The organism is Streptomyces sp. NPDC087844, assembly GCF_044742785.1.
In the GTDB taxonomy this organism is placed as follows: domain Bacteria; phylum Actinomycetota; class Actinomycetes; order Streptomycetales; family Streptomycetaceae; genus Streptomyces.
The window spans coordinates 39997-56309 of record NZ_JBIUVD010000010.1; the positions used below are offsets into that span (position 1 = coordinate 39997).

Genomic DNA, 16313 nt, shown 5'->3' on the forward strand with positions numbered 1-16313 from the left:
GGTTTCGTCGTCCGCGGCCAGCCTAGCTTTCGGTCACTGCCGCGCACAGGCCACGTAAGGGGGACAGTTCAGGAGGTGGGCGGCTCGGCTCCGACCAACCACATCGAGAAGAACTGGGAGCCGCCGCCGTAGGCGTGCCCGAGGACCCTGCGGGCGCCGTCGACCTGGTGTTCTCCGGCCTGTCCCCGCACCTGAAGTGCGGCTTCGGCGAACCGGATCATCCCGGAGGCCCCGATGGGGTTGGTGGAGAGCACCCCGCCCGACATGTTCACCGGAAGGTCGCCGTCCAGTTCCGTCACCCCGGACTCGGTGAGTTTCCAGCCCTCGCCCTCGTCGGCGAAGCCCAGATTCTCCAGCCACATCGGCTCGTACCAGGAGAACGGGACGTACATCTCGACCGCGTCGATGTCCCGGCGGGGGTCCGCGATGCCCGCCTGCCGGTACACGTCGGCCGCGCAGTCCTTGCCGGCCTGGGGGGAGACGAAGTCCTTGCCCGCGAAGAGCGTCGGTTCGCTGCGCATCGCGCCGCCGTGCATCCAGGCGGCCGGCCGCGGCGAACGGGCGGCCCCCGCCCGGTCGGTGAGGACCATCGCGCAGGCGCCGTCGGAGGACGGGCAGGTCTCCGAGTAGCGGATCGGGTCCCAGAGCATCGGTGAGGCCTGGACCTTGTCCAGCGTGATGTCGTGCTCGTGCAGATGCGCGTACGGGTTCTTGAGCGCGTTGCGGCGGTCCTTGTACGCGACCAGGGAGCCGACGGTGTCGGGGGCGCCGGTGCGTCGCATGTAGGCGCGCACGTGCGGGGCGAAGAAGCCGCCCGCTCCGGCGAGCAGCGGCTGCTGGAAGGGGATCGGCAGGGACAGGCCCCACATGGCGTTCGACTCGGACTGCTTCTCGTAGGCGAGGGTCAGTACGGTGCCGTGGACGCGGCCCGCTATCAGGTTCGTGGCGACGAGGGCGGTGGAGCCTCCGACGGAGCCCGCGGTGTGGACGCGCAGCATCGGTTTGCCGACCGCGCCGAGGGCGTCGGCGAGGTACAGCTCGGGCATCATGACGCCCTCGAAGAAGTCGGGGGCCTTGCCTATGACGACGGCGTCAATGTCGGCCCACGTCAACTCGGCGTCGGCGAGCGCGCGTTGAGCGGCCTCGCGGACGAGTCCCGCGATCGACACGTCCCTTCGGGCGGCCACGTGCTTGGTCTGACCGATCCCGACGACGGCCACGGGCTCCTTGCCCGTCACCGGGCCCTTCACCGGGCCCGTCGCGCGGCCTGTCGCTGGGCTCGTTGCCGGGCTCATCGCGGGTCTCCTTCCAGTACGGCGACCAGGTTCTGTTGCAGACAGGGCCCCGAAGTGGCGTGCGCCAGTGCCCGGTCGGAGTCACCGCGCCCGATCCGGGCTGCGGCCTCGCCGATCCGGATGAGACCCGCGGCCATGACCGGATTGGCGGCGAGCGCTCCCCCGGAGGGATTGACGTCGACACCGTCGCCCAGCCGCAGGGCTTTGCGCAGCACCACTTCCTGCGAGCTGAAGGGAGCGTGCAACTCGGCCGTGTCCACAGGCCGTTCGAAGAGGCCCGCCCGTTCCGCCGCCAGCCGCGTCGACGGCGAGTCGGTCAGATCCCGTACCCCCAGGCCGTGCGCCTCGATGCGGTGGTCGATGCCCCGTATCCAGGCGGGCCGCTCGCACAGTTCACGGGCCCGCTCCCCCGCGGCGAGGATCACGGCGGCGGCTCCGTCCCCGATGGGCGGACAGTCTCCGGTGCGCAGAGGGCGTACGGCGTACTCGCCTTGCGGTACCGAACCGCTCAGCTGCGCATGCGAGTTGTCGGTGGCGGAGGCTCGGCTGCGGGTGGCGACGGCGGCGAGCGCCGGCTCGTCCGTGTCGCCCGCGTCGATGAGCGCCTGCGCCTGGAGGGCGGCCAGGGCGACGGAGTCGGGCCACAGGGGTGCCATGTAGTACGGGTCGAGCTGCCGGGTCAGCACATCGCGTACGGAGCCGGGGGACGACTTGCCGTACGCGTACACGAGCGCGGTGTCCGCGTCGCCGGTGAGGAGCTTCGTCCAGGCCTCGTACAGCGCCCACGCGCCGTCCATCTCCACGTGCGACTCGGAGATCGGCGGCCAGGCTCCTACGCCGTCGAGGGCCATGGTGAAGGAGAAGGCCCGGCCCGCGAGATAGTCCGTGGAGCCGGAGCAGGTGAAGCCGATGTCGCTGGTCTTCAGCCCGGTCTGCGCCAGAACCTGGTGCAGGACCGGCATGAGCATCTCCACCTCGGAGAGCTCGTCGCTGGTGCGTCGGTGGTCGGTCTGCGCGAAGGCGACGACGGCGATGTCCCTGAGCGGGAAGGGCGCGGGCCCCGGTGCGGGCCTCGGTGCGGGCATCTACAACAGCTCCTTGTACGTCTCGTAGTCCGCGTCAGGTTCGCCGGTGGGCCGGTAGTGGTCGGGGTGGCCACCCCCGTCCGACCACACGGGCTCGACCCGCAGCCCCATGCGCACCTGGTCGTAGGGGATGCCGCCGATCCGGCCGTGCAGGGCGAGGTCGGCACCGTCGAGAGCGATGTGCGCGTAGACGTAGGGCACTTCGATGTCGAGGTTCCTCGCCTTGATGTTGACGATGCAGTAGGTCGTCACTGTGCCGCGCGGACCCACCTCGACCCGTTCCGCTGTGGCCACACCACACGTGGGGCACGCACCCCTCGGCGGGACGTACACCTTGCGGCACGACGGACAGCGCTCCCCGACGACCCGCCGCTCGGCGAGCGCGTGGATGTAGGCGGTCTGGGCACGGCCCGGCGAGTACGTGTAGTCGAGCCGGGCGGGCGCGACGATGCCCGTCACGGGGTTCTCGAACCGCCCGTCGTGACCTGCCGGTTCGAAGGTCTTCCCCACTACCGGCTCGTACTGCTCGGACGGCTCGGACGGCTCGAAGCAGGCGATGTCCGTGATGCCACCGGAGCGTTCCGCGGCCCAGCGGACCCGGACACGCATACCGGTGTGCACGGAGTCGGGGCCGCCGGGGGCGTCAAGAGCGTGCAGCAGCCCGGTGTCGGCGCCGTCGAGCCGCACCAGTACCCAGGCGAACGGCCGGTCGAGCGGCTGTCCCCGACGGGGTTCATGATTCCAGGCCCAGGTGGTGACCGTCCCGGTGGCCGCGACCTCGACGAGCTCGCTCAACTCCTCGGAGCTGACCGGGTCGTACTCGACGGGCGGCACGAGTACCCGGCCGTCCCCGGTCCGCACCCCGAGCACGACCCGCTCGCGCAGCCCGGTGAGAAACGCGCTCTGGACCGGCCCGAGGGACCGGGTGAAGGGAAACTCGACGACAAGGGGAGCTTTGAGAACTTCGGGCATGGAATCTCCTCACACAGGGGGCTTTCGGCCCCGGTCAGGGGCAGCGCCCGGTCAGGGGCGCGGGGAACCGCGCGCCCGGCCACGACGGACCCGCAGCGACGAACCGGCCGCCCGCGGAACGGGCAGAGCGGCGGGCACGACGGGCCACGGCGGGCCGCGGCGGGGCTCACTGCCGCCGATACACCGCGGCCCGCCGCTCGGCGAAGGCCCGCGCCCCCTCCTTCGCATCAGCGGTGTCGAACACCGGCCACCCGCGCTTCAGTTCGGCCGCGAGCCCCTCCGTCTCGCTCATCTCCGCCGTCTCGTACACGGACGCCTTCACCGCCTCGACGGCGAGCGGCCCACAGGCGTTGACCTGCTCGGCGATGTCCAGGGCCTTCTCCAGAGCGGTCCCGTCGGGCACGACATGCCCGATCAGCCCGATGCCGGCCGCCTCCCGAGCCGAGTACGGACGCCCGGTCAGCAGCATCTCCAGCGCGTGCGTACGCGGAATCTGCCGCTGGAGCCGCACCGTCGAGCCCCCGATCGGAAACAGCCCACGCCGCACTTCGAAGAGCCCGAACGTGGCGGACTCCCCCGCGACGCGGATGTCGGTCCCCTGGAGGATTTCGGTGCCGCCGGCCACACAGTGGCCCTCGACCGCGGCGATCACGGGTTTGCGCGGCCGGTGATGACGCAGCATCGCCTTCCAGTGCAGATCGGGGTCGGCCGTGAGGCGGTCCCGGTGCTGCTGCCCCTGCATCCCCTTGCCCGCGAGCGCCTTGAGGTCCATGCCCGCGCAGAACGCGCCGCCCGCACCGGTCAGGACGATCGAGCGGATGGCGTCGTCCTCGTCGGCCTCGACCCAGCCGTCGTACAGGCCGACCAGCATCGGCAGCGAGAGCGCGTTCTTGGCCTCGGGCCTGTTGAGCGTGAGCACCAGTGTGGCGCCTTCGCGCTGCACGGTGAGGTGTTCCGTCCCACCCATAGCCGTCCTCCCGTCTCAGGAACGAGAACAGGTTGCAGGAGGCGCCGAAGCAGTTCAAGGGTTTTCTGACAGACAGTCAGTTTTCTTCTGCGCGGACCCTTCACAGTTGTGGCGGGCTTTGCTCTGATGACCGGCGAAGCGATGACGCACGTCCATTCATCGATGCGCGTCCGATGCTCGTCTCGGCGCACGTCGATGTCCGTCGATGCTTGCCGGGGTCTGGAGGAGCGGTGGAGTACAACCTTGCCGACCTGTTCGAGTCGGTCGTCGACGTGGCCCTCGACCGTGAGGCGCTGGTCCACATCGACCATCCCGGTACGGGAGCCGAGCGCCGCCTGACGTACGCGGAGCTGGACGCGGCGGCCAACCGCGTCGCCCACCACCTGATCGACACCGGCATCCGCCCCGGTGAACACCTCGGACTGCACCTCTACAACGGCATCGAGTACCTGCAGACCGTCCTGGGGTGCCTGAAGGCACGGATCGTGCCGGTCAACGTCAACTACCGCTATGTCGAAGAAGAGTTGATCTACCTCTACAAGGACGCCGACCTGGCCGCCCTGGTCTTCGACGCGGAGTTCACCGAGCGGGTGGCGGCCGCCCTGCCGCACACCCCGGCCCTGCGCCTCCTCGTGCGGGTGGGTACCCCTGCCCTCGACGCGCCCTCGCTGCCGGCGCTGGGCTTCGAGGCCGCCGAGGCCGCCGGATCCCCCGGGCGGGGGTTCCCCGCACGCTCGGCCGACGACCAGTTCATCATCTACACCGGCGGCACGACCGGGATGCCGAAGGGCGTCATGTGGCGTCAGGAGGATCTGTTCTTCGCGGGGTTGGGCGGCGGCGCGCCGACCGGAGAGCCGGTGAAGAAGCCGGAGGAACTCGCCGAGCGGGTGGCGGCCGGCGGCGACGGGATCACCTTCTTCCCCACGCCCCCGTTGATGCACGGCACCTCGACCCTCACCGCGTTCATCGGCTTCCACTTCGGCCAACGCATCGTGATCCACAGCAAGTTCGTGCCCGAGGAGGTACTGCGGACCATCGAGAAGGAGAAGGTCACCAGCGTGTCCCTGGTCGGCGACGCGATGCTGCGGCCGCTGGTCGACGCGCTGAACGGCCCCATGAAGGGCACCGACTGCTCCTCCCTGTTCAGCGTCTCCTCGTCGGGCGCGATCATGTCGGAGACGGTCCGCGCACAGTTCCAGGCCCTCGTACCGAACGTGATGCTGCTCAACAACTTCGGCTCCTCGGAGTCCGGGTTCAACGGCACGGCGACGGCCGACTCGGGTCCCGACCGCGGCTTCCGCATCCAGGTCAACTCCCGCACGCGGGTGGTGGACCCTGCGACGTACGAGCCGGTCGCCGCCGGCGAACCCGGGCGCATCGCGCAGCGCGGACACGTGCCTCTCGGCTACTACAACGACCCGAAGAAGACCGCCGAGACCTTCTTCGAGAAGGACGGCGAGCGCTGGGTGCTGCTCGGCGACATGGCGACCGTCGACGAGGAGGGCATCGTCACCGTCCTGGGCCGCGGCTCGCAGTGCATCAACACCGGCGGGGAGAAGGTGTATCCGGAGGAGGTCGAGCAGGCGCTCAAGTCGCACCCCGACGTGTACGACGCGCTGGTGGCCGGAGTGCCCGACGAGACCTGGGGCAACCATGTGGCGGCCGTGGTGCAACTGCGCGAAGGCGGACGGCGGCCCTCCCTGGACGAGATCCAGACCCACTGCCGTACGCGTCTGGCGGGCTACAAGATCCCTCGCCGGCTGGTGATCACGGACTCCATCCAGCGGTCCCCGAGCGGCAAGGCGGACTACCGGTGGGCGCGGTCGGTGGCGGCGGAGGCGGCACGCTGAAGGGCCTGTTCCAGGCAGGTCAGTGCCAGCACGGCGACCAGCCCTCCCGCCCCGGCGGCCCTCTTCCCCGTACGTGGCACCCGTACCCCTCCGCTGTCGGACAGCGATCGTTCCCTCGGCGGGGAAGAGGGGTGAACGGGAGGTGCCGGTTCCCTCCGCACGCCTTGACGGCCGCCCGTACGGCTGGATTACTTGATCCCCACGGTCACGACCGAATGATCGGTCGCCCGAAATGGTCATGGTCAAGAGGCGAGGGGGAAGACCTGTGGCGGATGTGACGGACCTGCTGGACGCGGGTGAACGGCTCGACGCCGACGGCCTGCGCGCGCTCCAGCTGGAGCGGCTGCGGACCACCCTGCGGCACGCGTACGAGAACGTGCCGTTCTACCGCGACTCCTTCGACAAGGCGGGGCTGCGGCCCGAGGGCTGCCACTCGCTCGCCGATCTGGCCCGCTTCCCGTTCACCACGAAGGAGGACCTGCGCGACAACTACCCGTACGGGATGTTCGCCGTGCCGCGGGACCGTGTTCGCCGCATCCATGCCTCCAGCGGCACCACGGGGCTCCCCACGGTCGTCGGATACACCGGGAACGACCTCTCCATGTGGGCCGACATGGTGGCCCGCTCGATCCGCGCGGCGGGCGGCCGACCCGGTGACATCGCGCATGTGGCCTACGGCTACGGCCTGTTCACCGGTGGGCTCGGCGCACACTACGGCGCCGAACGGCTCGGCTGTACGGTCGTTCCCGCGTCCGGCGGCATGACCGCGCGCCAGGTGCAGCTGATCCAGGATCTGAAGCCCGGGATCATCATGGTGACGCCCTCCTACCTGCTGACGATCCTCGACGAGTTCGAGCGGCAGGGCGTGGATCCGCGCCACACCTCGCTCCGCGTGGGCATCTTCGGCGCCGAGCCGTGGACCGAGGAGATGCGCCGGGAGATCGAGGAGCGGTTCGCCATCGACGCGGTCGACATATACGGGCTGTCGGAGGTGATCGGTCCCGGGGTGGCCCAGGAATGTGTGGAGACGAAGGACGGACTGCACATCTGGGAGGACCACTTCTACCCGGAGGTCGTCGATCCGCTCACCGGCGAGGTGCTGCCGGACGGCGAGGAGGGCGAGCTGGTGTTCACCTCCCTCACCAAGGAGGCCATGCCCGTGATCCGCTACCGGACCCGGGACCTGACACGGCTGATGCCCGGTACCGCGCGCGTCTTCCGCCGGATGGCGAAGGTCACCGGCCGCAGCGACGACCTGGTCATCGTGCGCGGAGTGAACCTCTTCCCCACCCAGGTCGAGGAGATCGTCCTGCGCACCCCGGGCGTCGCCCCGCACTTCCAGCTGCGGCTGACCCGCGAGGGCCGCCTCGACTCGCTCACCGTACGGGCCGAGGCGCGCGCGGGCGCCACTCCGGAGATCCGCGACGCGGCCACGCGCGCCATCGCGGCGGCCGTGAAGGACGGCATCGGCGTCTCGGCGCGGGTCGAGATCGTCGAACCGGAGTCGCTGGAACGGTCGGTGGGCAAGATCAGACGCATCGTGGACCTGCGCCCGCGATAGCCCGCGCCGGCCCGCGCCGCTTGTTCGGTACGGGACAGTTCTCAGGGGTGGGGCGTCGAGCCGTACGCCGTCAGGAAGCGGTCTCGGAAGGCGTCCATGCGCCAGACCGGGGCCGTGTCGTCGGGCTTGAGGCCCTCGGTCCAGTTCCAGTCGTCGATCTTGTCGAGCACGGACTTGTCGTGGGCGACGATCGACACCGGCACATCCCGGTTGGCGTGGTCGCCGCTCACCCTGGCCAGGGGCTGGTGGTCCCCCAGGAAGACCAGCACGGTGTTCTTGTCGCCGTACTTGACCACGTAGTCGATGAGGCTGGTCACCGAGTACTCGATGGACTTGCCGTACTCCTCCTTGACCTTGGTGGAGTCGTAGAAGACGTCCGAGGCCTTCTTGCCGTCCTTCTGGATGTCCTTGTAGACCGAGCCGTCGCCGATCTCGTCCCAGGGGATCGTCCTGGGGATCGGCGCCCAGGGCTGGTGGCTGGAGGTCAGGATGATTTCCGACATCAGCGGTTTGTCGCGCTTCTTGCCGTGCTCAAGGCGCTGGTAGGCGCTCAGGGCGTACTGGTCGGGCATGGTCGACCAGCTGAACTTGGGTCCCTTGTAGCCGAGTTCCCGTGAGTCGTAGACGTTGTCGAGGCCGTAGAACGAACTCTCGGGCCAGTTCTTCTGGATGCCCGGCATGATGCCGACGGTCCGCCAGGCGCCGGAGCGCTGGAAGGCGCCGGTGAGCGTCAGGTGGTCGCCCGCGGTGACGGTGCGGTAGCGGGCCTGGTTGCTGATCCACAGCCCGGACAGGAAGGTGGAGTGGCCGAGCCAGCTGCTGCCGCCGTACGTCGCCGAGGTGAGCCAGCCGCTCCTCGCCGCGTACCCGGCCTCGGTCAGCGCCGCCGTCTTGTCGTCGAGCGTGGCGTCGACTCCGGGCGCCATGACCGGGTCCTCGATGGCGCTGCGGCCGTAACTCTCGATGAAGGCGAAGATGACGTCCTTGCCGCGCAGGTCGGGGACGAGCTGGTCCGGTGGCGTCTTCGCGAACTTGTCCTTCTTGGCGATCTTGGCGAACTCCGCCTCGTCCTTGAGGGTCGCCTGCACCCGGTCCACCCGGTTCTGGACGGCCCCCGCGGTGCTGCGGGCCGCGAACTGCACCCCCGCGAACTGCACGCCGAGCGCCGAGCAGGCCACCCAGACCGTGCCGGCGACCAGCGTGGCACGGGTCGCACGGCCGCTCTGCCGGGCCAGCAGGTTGGCGAGCCGGACGACGGAGAGGGCCATCAGCGCGAACACGGCGACGACGAGCACGACGACCGCGACGACGACACCGACCGCGCCGGCCTTGCCCATCGAGTCCTCAAGGTACGTCCGGGCGTCGTCGAACAGGACCCAGTCGAGTACGACGTTGAAGCCGCGTCCGAGGAATTCGTTGAAGCCGAGGTCGAGGAGGTTCAGGACGGTCATCGCGCCCAGGCTCAGACCGGCGAGGGCGGCCGTGATCAGCCTCAGTGTCTTCGGCAGGACCATGAGGACGGCCGCGCCGAAGATCGCCTCAACCGGCAGCCGGAGGAACACGGCCGGCCGGAAGCGGTCGGGCTCGTTCGGCATGAGAAGCGCGAAGAGCACGAGCGCCGCGGCGAGGGAGGTGATCGTGTAGGTCAGGGTCCGGGCGGCACCGGGGTGCCTGGCGCGCCGGCCGCGGGGGGTGGCGGGAGTCTCGGCCGTCTCCTCGGCGCCGGTCGAGGCGTCCTCGTCGGCGTCGGGGACGACGGACGTGCCCTTGCCTGCGGCGGTGGACGCTGCCTCGCCCGAGTCGGGGGAGGCACCCCCACCTGCGACGACGGGCGCATCCGCGTCGGCGGGTGCGGCCTCGTCCTCCCCTGCCGGGGCCTCTCCGTCCTCGGCCTCAGCCGGGGCGGGCGCCGGGCCGATCGACGCGTCCGCGGTCCCGGCGGGCGTCCCGGCCTTGTCGGTGGGCGTCCCGGCCTTGTCGGTGGGCGTGCTGTCCGCCGGAGGCACTGCCTCGGGCATCTCGGGTTCCTTCGGGGTTGTCCGGTCCTGGTCCGGCAATGGGTGGGAGTTCGTGGTGCTAGACAACCCGAAGGTCCTTCCGTGCGAAACCCGGTGGTGGCTGGGCGGACCGGACTCGGGTGGTCGGACCGCCGTAACGTAACTGGTACGGGCCACCGGCGGGTTCAGTTCAGTGGGGCGGCGGTCCGCCCGGCAAAGATTCGGTCACCGGTGGGTCAAGGTCACCGGGGCGCGCCCCCGGGGAGCCCTCCCCGAGCCGGTCCCGCAGTTCCCGCTTGAGGATCTTCCCGCTCGCGTTGCGCGGCAGCTCGTCCACGAACACCACCCGCTTCGGCGCCTTGAAGTGGGCGAGTTTCTCGCGTGCGTGGGCGAGCAGTTCCTCCTCAGTGACCTCGCCACGGGGGACGACGACCGCGGTGACGGCCTCGATCCACCGCTCGTCGGGCAGGCCGATCACCGCGGCCTCGGCCACCTCGGGGTGGGTGTAGAGCGCGTCCTCGACCTGCCGGGAAGCGACCAGTACGCCGCCGGAGTTGATGACGTCCTTCACCCGGTCGACGACGGTGAAGTATCCCTCGGCATCCCGCACCACGAGATCACCGGAGTGGAACCAGCCGTCCCGGAAGGCCTCGGCGCTCTCCTCCGGCTTGTCCCAGTAGCCCTCGCAGAGCTGCGGTGACCGGTAGACGACCTCACCGGAGGTGCCGTCGGGCACGTCCTTGCCGTCCTCGTCGACCACCCGCGCGTCCACGAAGAGCACCGGACGCCCGCAGGAGTCCATCCGCTTCTTCCTGTGCTCGTGCGGCCCGAGGACCATGGCCAGTGGACCGATCTCGCTCTGGCCGAAGCAGTTGTAGAAGGCCAGCTTCGGCAGCCGGGACCGCAGCCGTTCCAGTACGGGCACCGGCATGATCGACGCCCCGTAGTACGCCTTGCGCAGTCCGCTCAGGTCGCGGGTCGCGAAGTCGGGGCGGTTCGACAGGCCGATCCACACGGTGGGCGGCGCGAAGAGACTGTCCGCACGGCCGGCCTCGACGAGGTCGAACAACTGGTCCCCGTCGGGCGCGTCGAGAATGGTGTTCGAGGCGCCGACCGCGAGATAGGGCAGCAGGAACACGTGCATCTGCGCCGAGTGGTAGAGCGGCAGCGAGTGCACGGGCAGATCGCCCGCGCTCAGGTCGAGGGCGGTGATCGCGCTCAGGTACTCGTGCACCAGCGCACGGTGGGTCAGCATCGCGCCCTTGGGCAGTGCCGTCGTGCCCGAGGTGTAGAGCAGCTGCACCAGGTCCTCGGTGCGCGGCTCGGGGCCGTCGTAGGGAGGTGTCGACTCCAGCCGGGCGAGGAGCGAGTCCTGCGCGTCGCGCAACGGCAGCGCGCGGACACCCTCGGGGAGCCGGTCCGCGAGGTCCGGGTCGGCCAGGACCAGTGTGCAGCCCGACTGGCCGACGATGTACGCGAGCTCGTCGCCGGTGAGGTTCTGGTTCACCGGCACATGGACCAGTCCGGCGCGGGCGCAGGCCAGGAAGCCGATGAGGTACGCGTCGGAGTTGTGCCCGTAGGCGCCGACGCGGTCCCCCGGGGTGAGTCCTGAGGAGCGCAGTACCCCGGCCGCGCGGGAGACGGCCTCGTCGAGTTCGGCGTAGGTCCAGGTGCGTTCGCGGTAGGTGACCGCGACGCGAGCCGGGGTGCGCCGGGCGCTGCGTCGCAGTACCCCGTCAACCGTGCTGCCGTGTCCAGGCGTCATGGGACGTGATCCTGGTTCCGTCCAGGTCGCAGGTCAAGCCGGGCAGCACGGGCTCCGTGACGGGCGACCTGGACGGTCCCGTACGGCTCGGGACCGCACAGGACCGGAGCACAGGTGGGCCGCGACCACATGGGACCCGGCCACGTCCGGGCCGAGGCCTCACACCGGTCGCGTACGCCCCTCCCAGTACGGGTCCCGAAGCCGTCGTTTGTACAGCTTCCCGTTGGGGTCGCGTGGCATCGTCTCGATGAAGTCGACGCTCGCCGGGCGTTTGTACCCGGCCAGTCGCCGTGCGCAGTGTTCGAGGATCCGCGCGGCCAGCGCCTCGCCGGGTTCGAAGCCGGGAGCGGCTTCGACGACCGCCTTCACCGACTCGCCCCAGTCGTCGTGCGGGATCCCGAAGGCGGCCGCGTCGGCGACGGCGGGGTGGGTGAGCAGCGCGGCCTCGATCTCGGCGGGATAGATGTTGACCCCGCCCGAGATGATCATGTCGATCTTGCGGTCGCGGAGGAAGAGATATCCGTCCTCGTCGAGGTACCCCAGGTCACCGACGGTGAAGAAGTCCCCGATGCGGTTCTTCCTCGTCTTGGTCTCGTCCTTGTGGTACGAGAACCCGCCGGTGCTCATCTTCATGTACACGGTGCCGAGTTCGCCGGGCGGCATCCTCTTCCCGTCGTCGTCGAAGACGGCGAGTTCGCTGATGGGCCACGCCCTGCCGACCGTGCCGGGTTTCTTCAGCCAGTCCTCGGCGGTGGCGAAGGCCCCGCCGCCCTCACTGGCCGCGTAGTACTCCTCGACACTGTGGCCCCACCACTCGATCATGGCCCGTTTCACATGGTCCGGACACGGGGCGGCGCCATGGATGGCGTGCCGCATGGACGACACGTCGTACGCCCCTCTGGTGTGTTGGGGCAACGCGAGCAGGCGGTGGAACTGGGTCGGCACCATATGCGTGTGGGTGCACTGATGGGTGTCGATGAGCCGGAGCATCTCCTCGGGCGTCCACTTGTCCATCAGCACCAGCCGGTGCCCGATGTGCAGGGACGCGCCCGCGAACTGCAGGACCGCCGTGTGGTAGAGCGGCGAGCACACCAGATGCACATTGCCGTCGAACGGCTTGATGCCGAAGATGCCGAGGAAGCCGCCGAGGTACGTCTCCTCGGGGAGCTTGCCGGGCAGCGGGCGACGTATGCCGCGCGGACGCCCCGTGGTGCCGGAGGTGTAGTTCATGACCCAGCCGAGCGTCCGGTCCCCGGGCACGGACCCGGGCCGCCCGTCGAGGAGGTCACCGTACGGCCGGAAGCCGTCGACCGTGCCGACCGCGTACCGCCGGTCGGCGGGGAGAGCGGCCTCGTCGGCCGCGTGGCGTGCGGCGTCGCCGAACCGCTCGTGCGCGATGAGCGCCTTCGCCCCGGAGTCGGCGACGATCCAGGCGATCTCGGGGCCTACCAGATGGTGGTTGACGGGCACGAGGTAGAAGCCGGCCTGCGAGGCGGCGAGGTAGGCAATGAGGAACTCGACGCCGTTGGGCAGCACGACGGCGAAGGAGTCGCCGCGTTCGAGCCCGGCGGCGCGCAGTCCGTGGACCAGGCGGTTGGCCTCGGCGTGCAGCCGTCCGGCGGTCCACTCCTCGCCGTCGGTCGCGACGAGCACGATGCGTTCGGGGTCGGCGGTGGCCTGGGACCAGAAGCCGTTGGGGGGCCGGCTCACTCGTGGCTCCTTCCAGCGATGCGGTCGAGTCGGTCCACGGCCTCCTCGAAGCCGCGGGTGAGGTCGTCGACGACCTCCTGGACACCGCGTTCACTGTTCATGCGGCCGACGATCTGTCCCACGGGCGTGCCGAGCAGTGGTTCCACCTCGTGCTTCTGGATCCGTGAGACCGCCTCCGCGACCAGGAGTCCCTGCAGCGGCATGGGGAGCGTGCCGGGTCCGTTCGGGTCGTCCCAGGCGTCGGTCCATTCGGTACGCAGCTGCCGTGCGGGTTTCCCGGTCAGCGCGCGCGAGCGGACCGTGTCGCCGGATCCGGCGGCGAGAAGCTTCTGTGTCAGGGCGCGCGAGTGCATGTCGGCCTCCGTGGTGGTCAGCCACAGGGAGCCGAGCCACACACCCTGGGCGCCGAGTGTGAGCGCGGCGGCCATCTGCTGTCCGCTGCCGATGCCGCCCGCGGCAAGCACGGGCAGGGGCGCCACGGCCTCGACGACCTCGGGGGTGAGCACCATGGAGGCGATCTCACCGGTGTGGCCGCCGCCCTCGTAGCCCTGGGCGACGACGATGTCGATGCCCGCCTCGGCGTGCTTGCGCGCGTGCCGGGCGCTGCCCGCGAGGGCGGCGACGAGCACGCCCTTGTCGTGGGCGCGCTCGACGACGTCGGCGGGCGGCGAGCCGAGCGCGTTGGCCAGCAGCTTGATCGGATAGTCGAAGGCGACGTCCAGCTGGGTGCGGGCGACCTGTTCCATCCAGCCGGTGATGCGCCAGCCTGAGGCCTCGCCCTCGTCGAGTCCGGGCACCGCGTACTTGGCCAGGGTGTCCCTGACGTACTGCCGGTGCCCCTCGGGGATCATCGCCTCGACGTCGGCCTCGGTGACGCCCTCGACCTTCTTGGCGGGCATGACGACATCGAGCCCGTACGGCATTCCGTCGACGTGTGCCTCGATCCAGTCGAGGTCCCGTTTGAGCTCGTCGGGGTCGGTGTAGCGGACCGCGCCGAGCACGCCGAGTCCGCCGGCCCGGCTGATGGCAGCGGCGACGGCGGGGAACGGCGTGAAGCCGAAGAGGGCGTGCTCGACTCCCAGTTTCTTGCTCAGCTCCGTCTGCATGGGCGCAGGATGCCGCAGTCCTCCGGACGAGGGAAGACCTTTCCTGATGACCCGTCAGTTTTTTGGACCGCGGACGAGTCGGGCGCCACCGTTGACACCGCCCTCCTCCGACACAAAAGTTTCACCGGGCACGGTGCGAGCGGAAAGATACTTTCAGGCGGTGCGACGGGAGGCTCTTCAATGGCGTCGATACCATCGGGACGGGACGGAGCGGACGGCGGGCCGTCCCGTCGTCAAGTGGGGCGCGGCTTGACGGCGTTGGGCGGCGCACTGATCCTGGCGCCCCTGCCCGCGGCGTCGGCGGCGCCCGGCACGGGCAGGGGCGACGGGCCGGGCTCCGGCCGCCCCACCCTGCGGCACGGCTCCGCCGAGCGCGCCGGACTGCTCCCCGCCCAGCTGCGCCAACTCGTCACCGACGCCGAGTCGTTCCTCGCCCCCTCCCCCGAGCACCCCTGGTATGCGGGTGCCGTCCTGCTCGCGGGCCGCGGCGGTACGGTCGCCCTGCACGAGCCGATCGGCAAGGCCGTGCGCTACTCGGCGTACGACGAGAAGACCGACACCGGCGTGGAGTTCCCCGCGGAGCGGCAGGTCCCGATGGCCGGGGACACGGTCTTCGACCTGGCCTCGGTCTCGAAACTGTTCACGTCGATCCTCGCCGTGCAGCAGATCGAGCGCGGCACGCTGGAGCTGGAGGGCAGGGTCGCCTCGTACCTCCCCGACTTCGGCGGCGCGGGCAAGCGGGACATCACCATCAGGCAACTGCTCACCCACACCTCGGGGTTCCGCGCCTGGATCCCGCTCTACAACGCGCCGACGTACGAGGAGAAGCTCCAGCTCGTCTGGAGGGAAGCGCCCCTCAACCCGCCCGGCACCAAGTACCTCTACTCGGACCTCAACCTGATCTCACTCCAGTTGGTCCTGGAGAAGATCACCGGTCACGCCCTGGACGACCTGCTCCGCACCGAGATCACCGCTCCGCTCGGGATGCACCGCACCCGCTACAACCCGCCGCCCTCCTGGAAGCCGGGGATCGCCGCCACCGAGGACGCCCGCAGGCCGTGGTCCGGGCTCGACCGCGGGCTCGTATGGGGTGAGGTGCACGACGAGAACGCGTACAGCCTGGGTGGTGTCGCGGGGCACGCCGGTGTCTTCTCCACCGCGTGGGACCTCGCCGTCCTCGGCCGGACGCTGCTCAACGGCGGGGTGTACGGCAGGGCGCGCATCCTGGAGCCCGCCTCCGTGGACCTGATGTTCACCGACTTCAACACGGCCTTCCCGGGCGACGAGCACGGTCTCGGCTTCGAGCTCTACCAGCACTGGTACATGGGCGCGATGGCCACTCCGCGCACCGCGGGTCACACGGGCTTCACGGGCACCTCGCTCGTCCTCGACCCGACGACCGACTCCTTCCTCGTCCTCCTCGGCAACTCCGTGCATCCCGTGCGCAGTTGGCGCTCCGGTTCCGCTCCCCGCGTCGCCGCCGCCGACAACCTGGCCCGCGCCGTTCCGGTCCGGCCCGCGCGAGGGCGTACGGCCTGGTTCTCCGGCATGGCGACCGCGGCCTCCGCGACGCTGACGCTGCCCGCGCTGGACGTGGGCGCCGGCGGGCGGCTGCGGTGCGCGCTGTGGTGGGACACCGAACCGCGGGCCGACGCGCTCTTCCTGGAGTCCTCGGCGGACGGCGGCGAGACGTGGCGGGCGGTGCCGTTCACGACCGTCCGCGACGGTCAGGCTCCGGCCGGGCATCCTGCCGGCTCGGTGACCGGCTGGTCGGGCCGGGCGTGGCACCGGGTCGGCGCGGACCTTCCCGCTGCCGCGCGGCTTGTCCTGCGGTGGCGGTACGCGACGGATCGGCTGTACGTGGGGCGTGGCGCGTATGTGGACGCGCTGCGTGTCGGCGACGACGACCGTGTCCTGTTCGACGACGGCCGTCCGGCGGACTCTGCGCGTGTCGAGGCCGTGGGGTGGGTGGCGTCCTCGGGGTGAGCGCCCTGCGGGGCCCGGA

The 16313-nt window shown here is 70.4% G+C and carries 11 protein-coding genes; 3 read left to right on the forward strand and 8 right to left on the reverse strand.

Annotation, left to right across the window (positions count from 1 at the left end):
* Positions 1-68: 68 nt before the first annotated feature.
* The 4 genes from ACIOKD_RS20650 to ACIOKD_RS20665 form a co-directional block, all read right to left on the reverse strand.
* Positions 69-1295 carry a thiolase domain-containing protein gene (locus ACIOKD_RS20650; RefSeq protein WP_402085821.1) on the reverse strand — a complete coding sequence of 409 codons (1227 nt, stop codon included), beginning with the start codon at positions 1293-1295 and terminating at the stop codon, positions 69-71.
* Entirely contained in the window at positions 1292-2380 is a 1089-nt protein-coding gene (locus ACIOKD_RS20655) for a thiolase domain-containing protein (protein WP_402085824.1), read from the reverse strand. Before ACIOKD_RS20655 ends, ACIOKD_RS20650 begins: the two co-directional genes overlap by 4 nt.
* Positions 2381-3352 (reverse strand): Zn-ribbon domain-containing OB-fold protein, encoded by a 972-nt coding sequence (locus tag ACIOKD_RS20660; RefSeq protein ID WP_402085827.1) that lies wholly within the window; start codon positions 3350-3352, stop codon positions 2381-2383.
* 166 nt (positions 3353-3518) lie between these two features.
* The gene (locus ACIOKD_RS20665; RefSeq protein ID WP_402085829.1) at positions 3519-4319 is read right to left on the reverse strand and encodes a crotonase/enoyl-CoA hydratase family protein; all 801 of its coding nucleotides are present in this window, start codon (positions 4317-4319) and stop codon (positions 3519-3521) included.
* 230 nt (positions 4320-4549) lie between these two features.
* On the opposite strand from ACIOKD_RS20665, the gene ACIOKD_RS20670 reads away from it, so the two are divergent.
* Together ACIOKD_RS20670 and paaK are read left to right on the forward strand one after the other, a co-directional pair.
* Complete coding sequence (locus tag ACIOKD_RS20670; protein ID WP_402085831.1) at positions 4550-6169, forward strand: acyl-CoA synthetase; 1620 nt, start codon at positions 4550-4552, stop codon at positions 6167-6169.
* A gap of 265 nt (positions 6170-6434) precedes the next feature.
* On the forward strand, positions 6435-7730 hold the full coding sequence (gene paaK / locus ACIOKD_RS20675; protein WP_402085833.1) for a phenylacetate--CoA ligase PaaK: 1296 nt from the start codon (positions 6435-6437) through the stop codon (positions 7728-7730).
* 41 nt (positions 7731-7771) lie between these two features.
* Here the strand turns inward: paaK and ACIOKD_RS20680 are convergent, their stop codons facing one another.
* From ACIOKD_RS20680 to ACIOKD_RS20695, 4 genes are all read right to left on the reverse strand, one after another.
* Complete coding sequence (locus ACIOKD_RS20680) at positions 7772-9748, reverse strand: sulfatase (protein ID WP_402085836.1); 1977 nt, start codon at positions 9746-9748, stop codon at positions 7772-7774.
* 169 nt (positions 9749-9917) lie between these two features.
* Positions 9918-11492, reverse strand: coding sequence for an acyl-CoA synthetase (locus ACIOKD_RS20685; RefSeq protein ID WP_402085839.1), 1575 nt, complete (start codon positions 11490-11492; stop codon positions 9918-9920).
* A gap of 159 nt (positions 11493-11651) precedes the next feature.
* The gene (locus ACIOKD_RS20690) at positions 11652-13202 is read right to left on the reverse strand and encodes an acyl-CoA synthetase (RefSeq protein WP_402085841.1); all 1551 of its coding nucleotides are present in this window, start codon (positions 13200-13202) and stop codon (positions 11652-11654) included.
* Positions 13199-14308, reverse strand: coding sequence for an NAD(P)H-dependent flavin oxidoreductase (locus ACIOKD_RS20695; RefSeq protein ID WP_402085844.1), 1110 nt, complete (start codon positions 14306-14308; stop codon positions 13199-13201). Before ACIOKD_RS20695 ends, ACIOKD_RS20690 begins: the two co-directional genes overlap by 4 nt.
* Positions 14309-14488: 180 nt before the next feature.
* Here ACIOKD_RS20695 and ACIOKD_RS20700 point away from each other — a divergent pair, with 180 nt between their 5' ends.
* Positions 14489-16294, forward strand: a complete 1806-nt coding sequence (locus ACIOKD_RS20700; protein ID WP_402085846.1) for a serine hydrolase — start codon at positions 14489-14491, stop codon at positions 16292-16294.
* The last annotated feature ends 19 nt before the right edge of the window (positions 16295-16313 follow it).

Bases quoted from the DNA above. Each gene is read 5' to 3' on its own strand.
- ACIOKD_RS20650 (WP_402085821.1), bottom strand. From the start codon at position 1,295: ATGAGCCCGGCAACGAGCCCAGCGACAGGCCGCGCGACGGGCCCGGTG.
- ACIOKD_RS20655 (WP_402085824.1), bottom strand. From the start codon at position 2,380: ATGCCCGCACCGAGGCCCGCACCGGGGCCCGCGCCCTTCCCGCTCAGG.
- ACIOKD_RS20660 (WP_402085827.1), bottom strand. From the start codon at position 3,352: ATGCCCGAAGTTCTCAAAGCTCCCCTTGTCGTCGAGTTTCCCTTCACC.
- ACIOKD_RS20665 (WP_402085829.1), bottom strand. From the start codon at position 4,319: ATGGGTGGGACGGAACACCTCACCGTGCAGCGCGAAGGCGCCACACTG.
- ACIOKD_RS20680 (WP_402085836.1), bottom strand. From the start codon at position 9,748: ATGCCCGAGGCAGTGCCTCCGGCGGACAGCACGCCCACCGACAAGGCC.
- ACIOKD_RS20685 (WP_402085839.1), bottom strand. From the start codon at position 11,492: ATGACGCCTGGACACGGCAGCACGGTTGACGGGGTACTGCGACGCAGC.
- ACIOKD_RS20695 (WP_402085844.1), bottom strand. From the start codon at position 14,308: ATGCAGACGGAGCTGAGCAAGAAACTGGGAGTCGAGCACGCCCTCTTC.
- ACIOKD_RS20700 (WP_402085846.1), top strand. From the start codon at position 14,489: ATGGCGTCGATACCATCGGGACGGGACGGAGCGGACGGCGGGCCGTCC.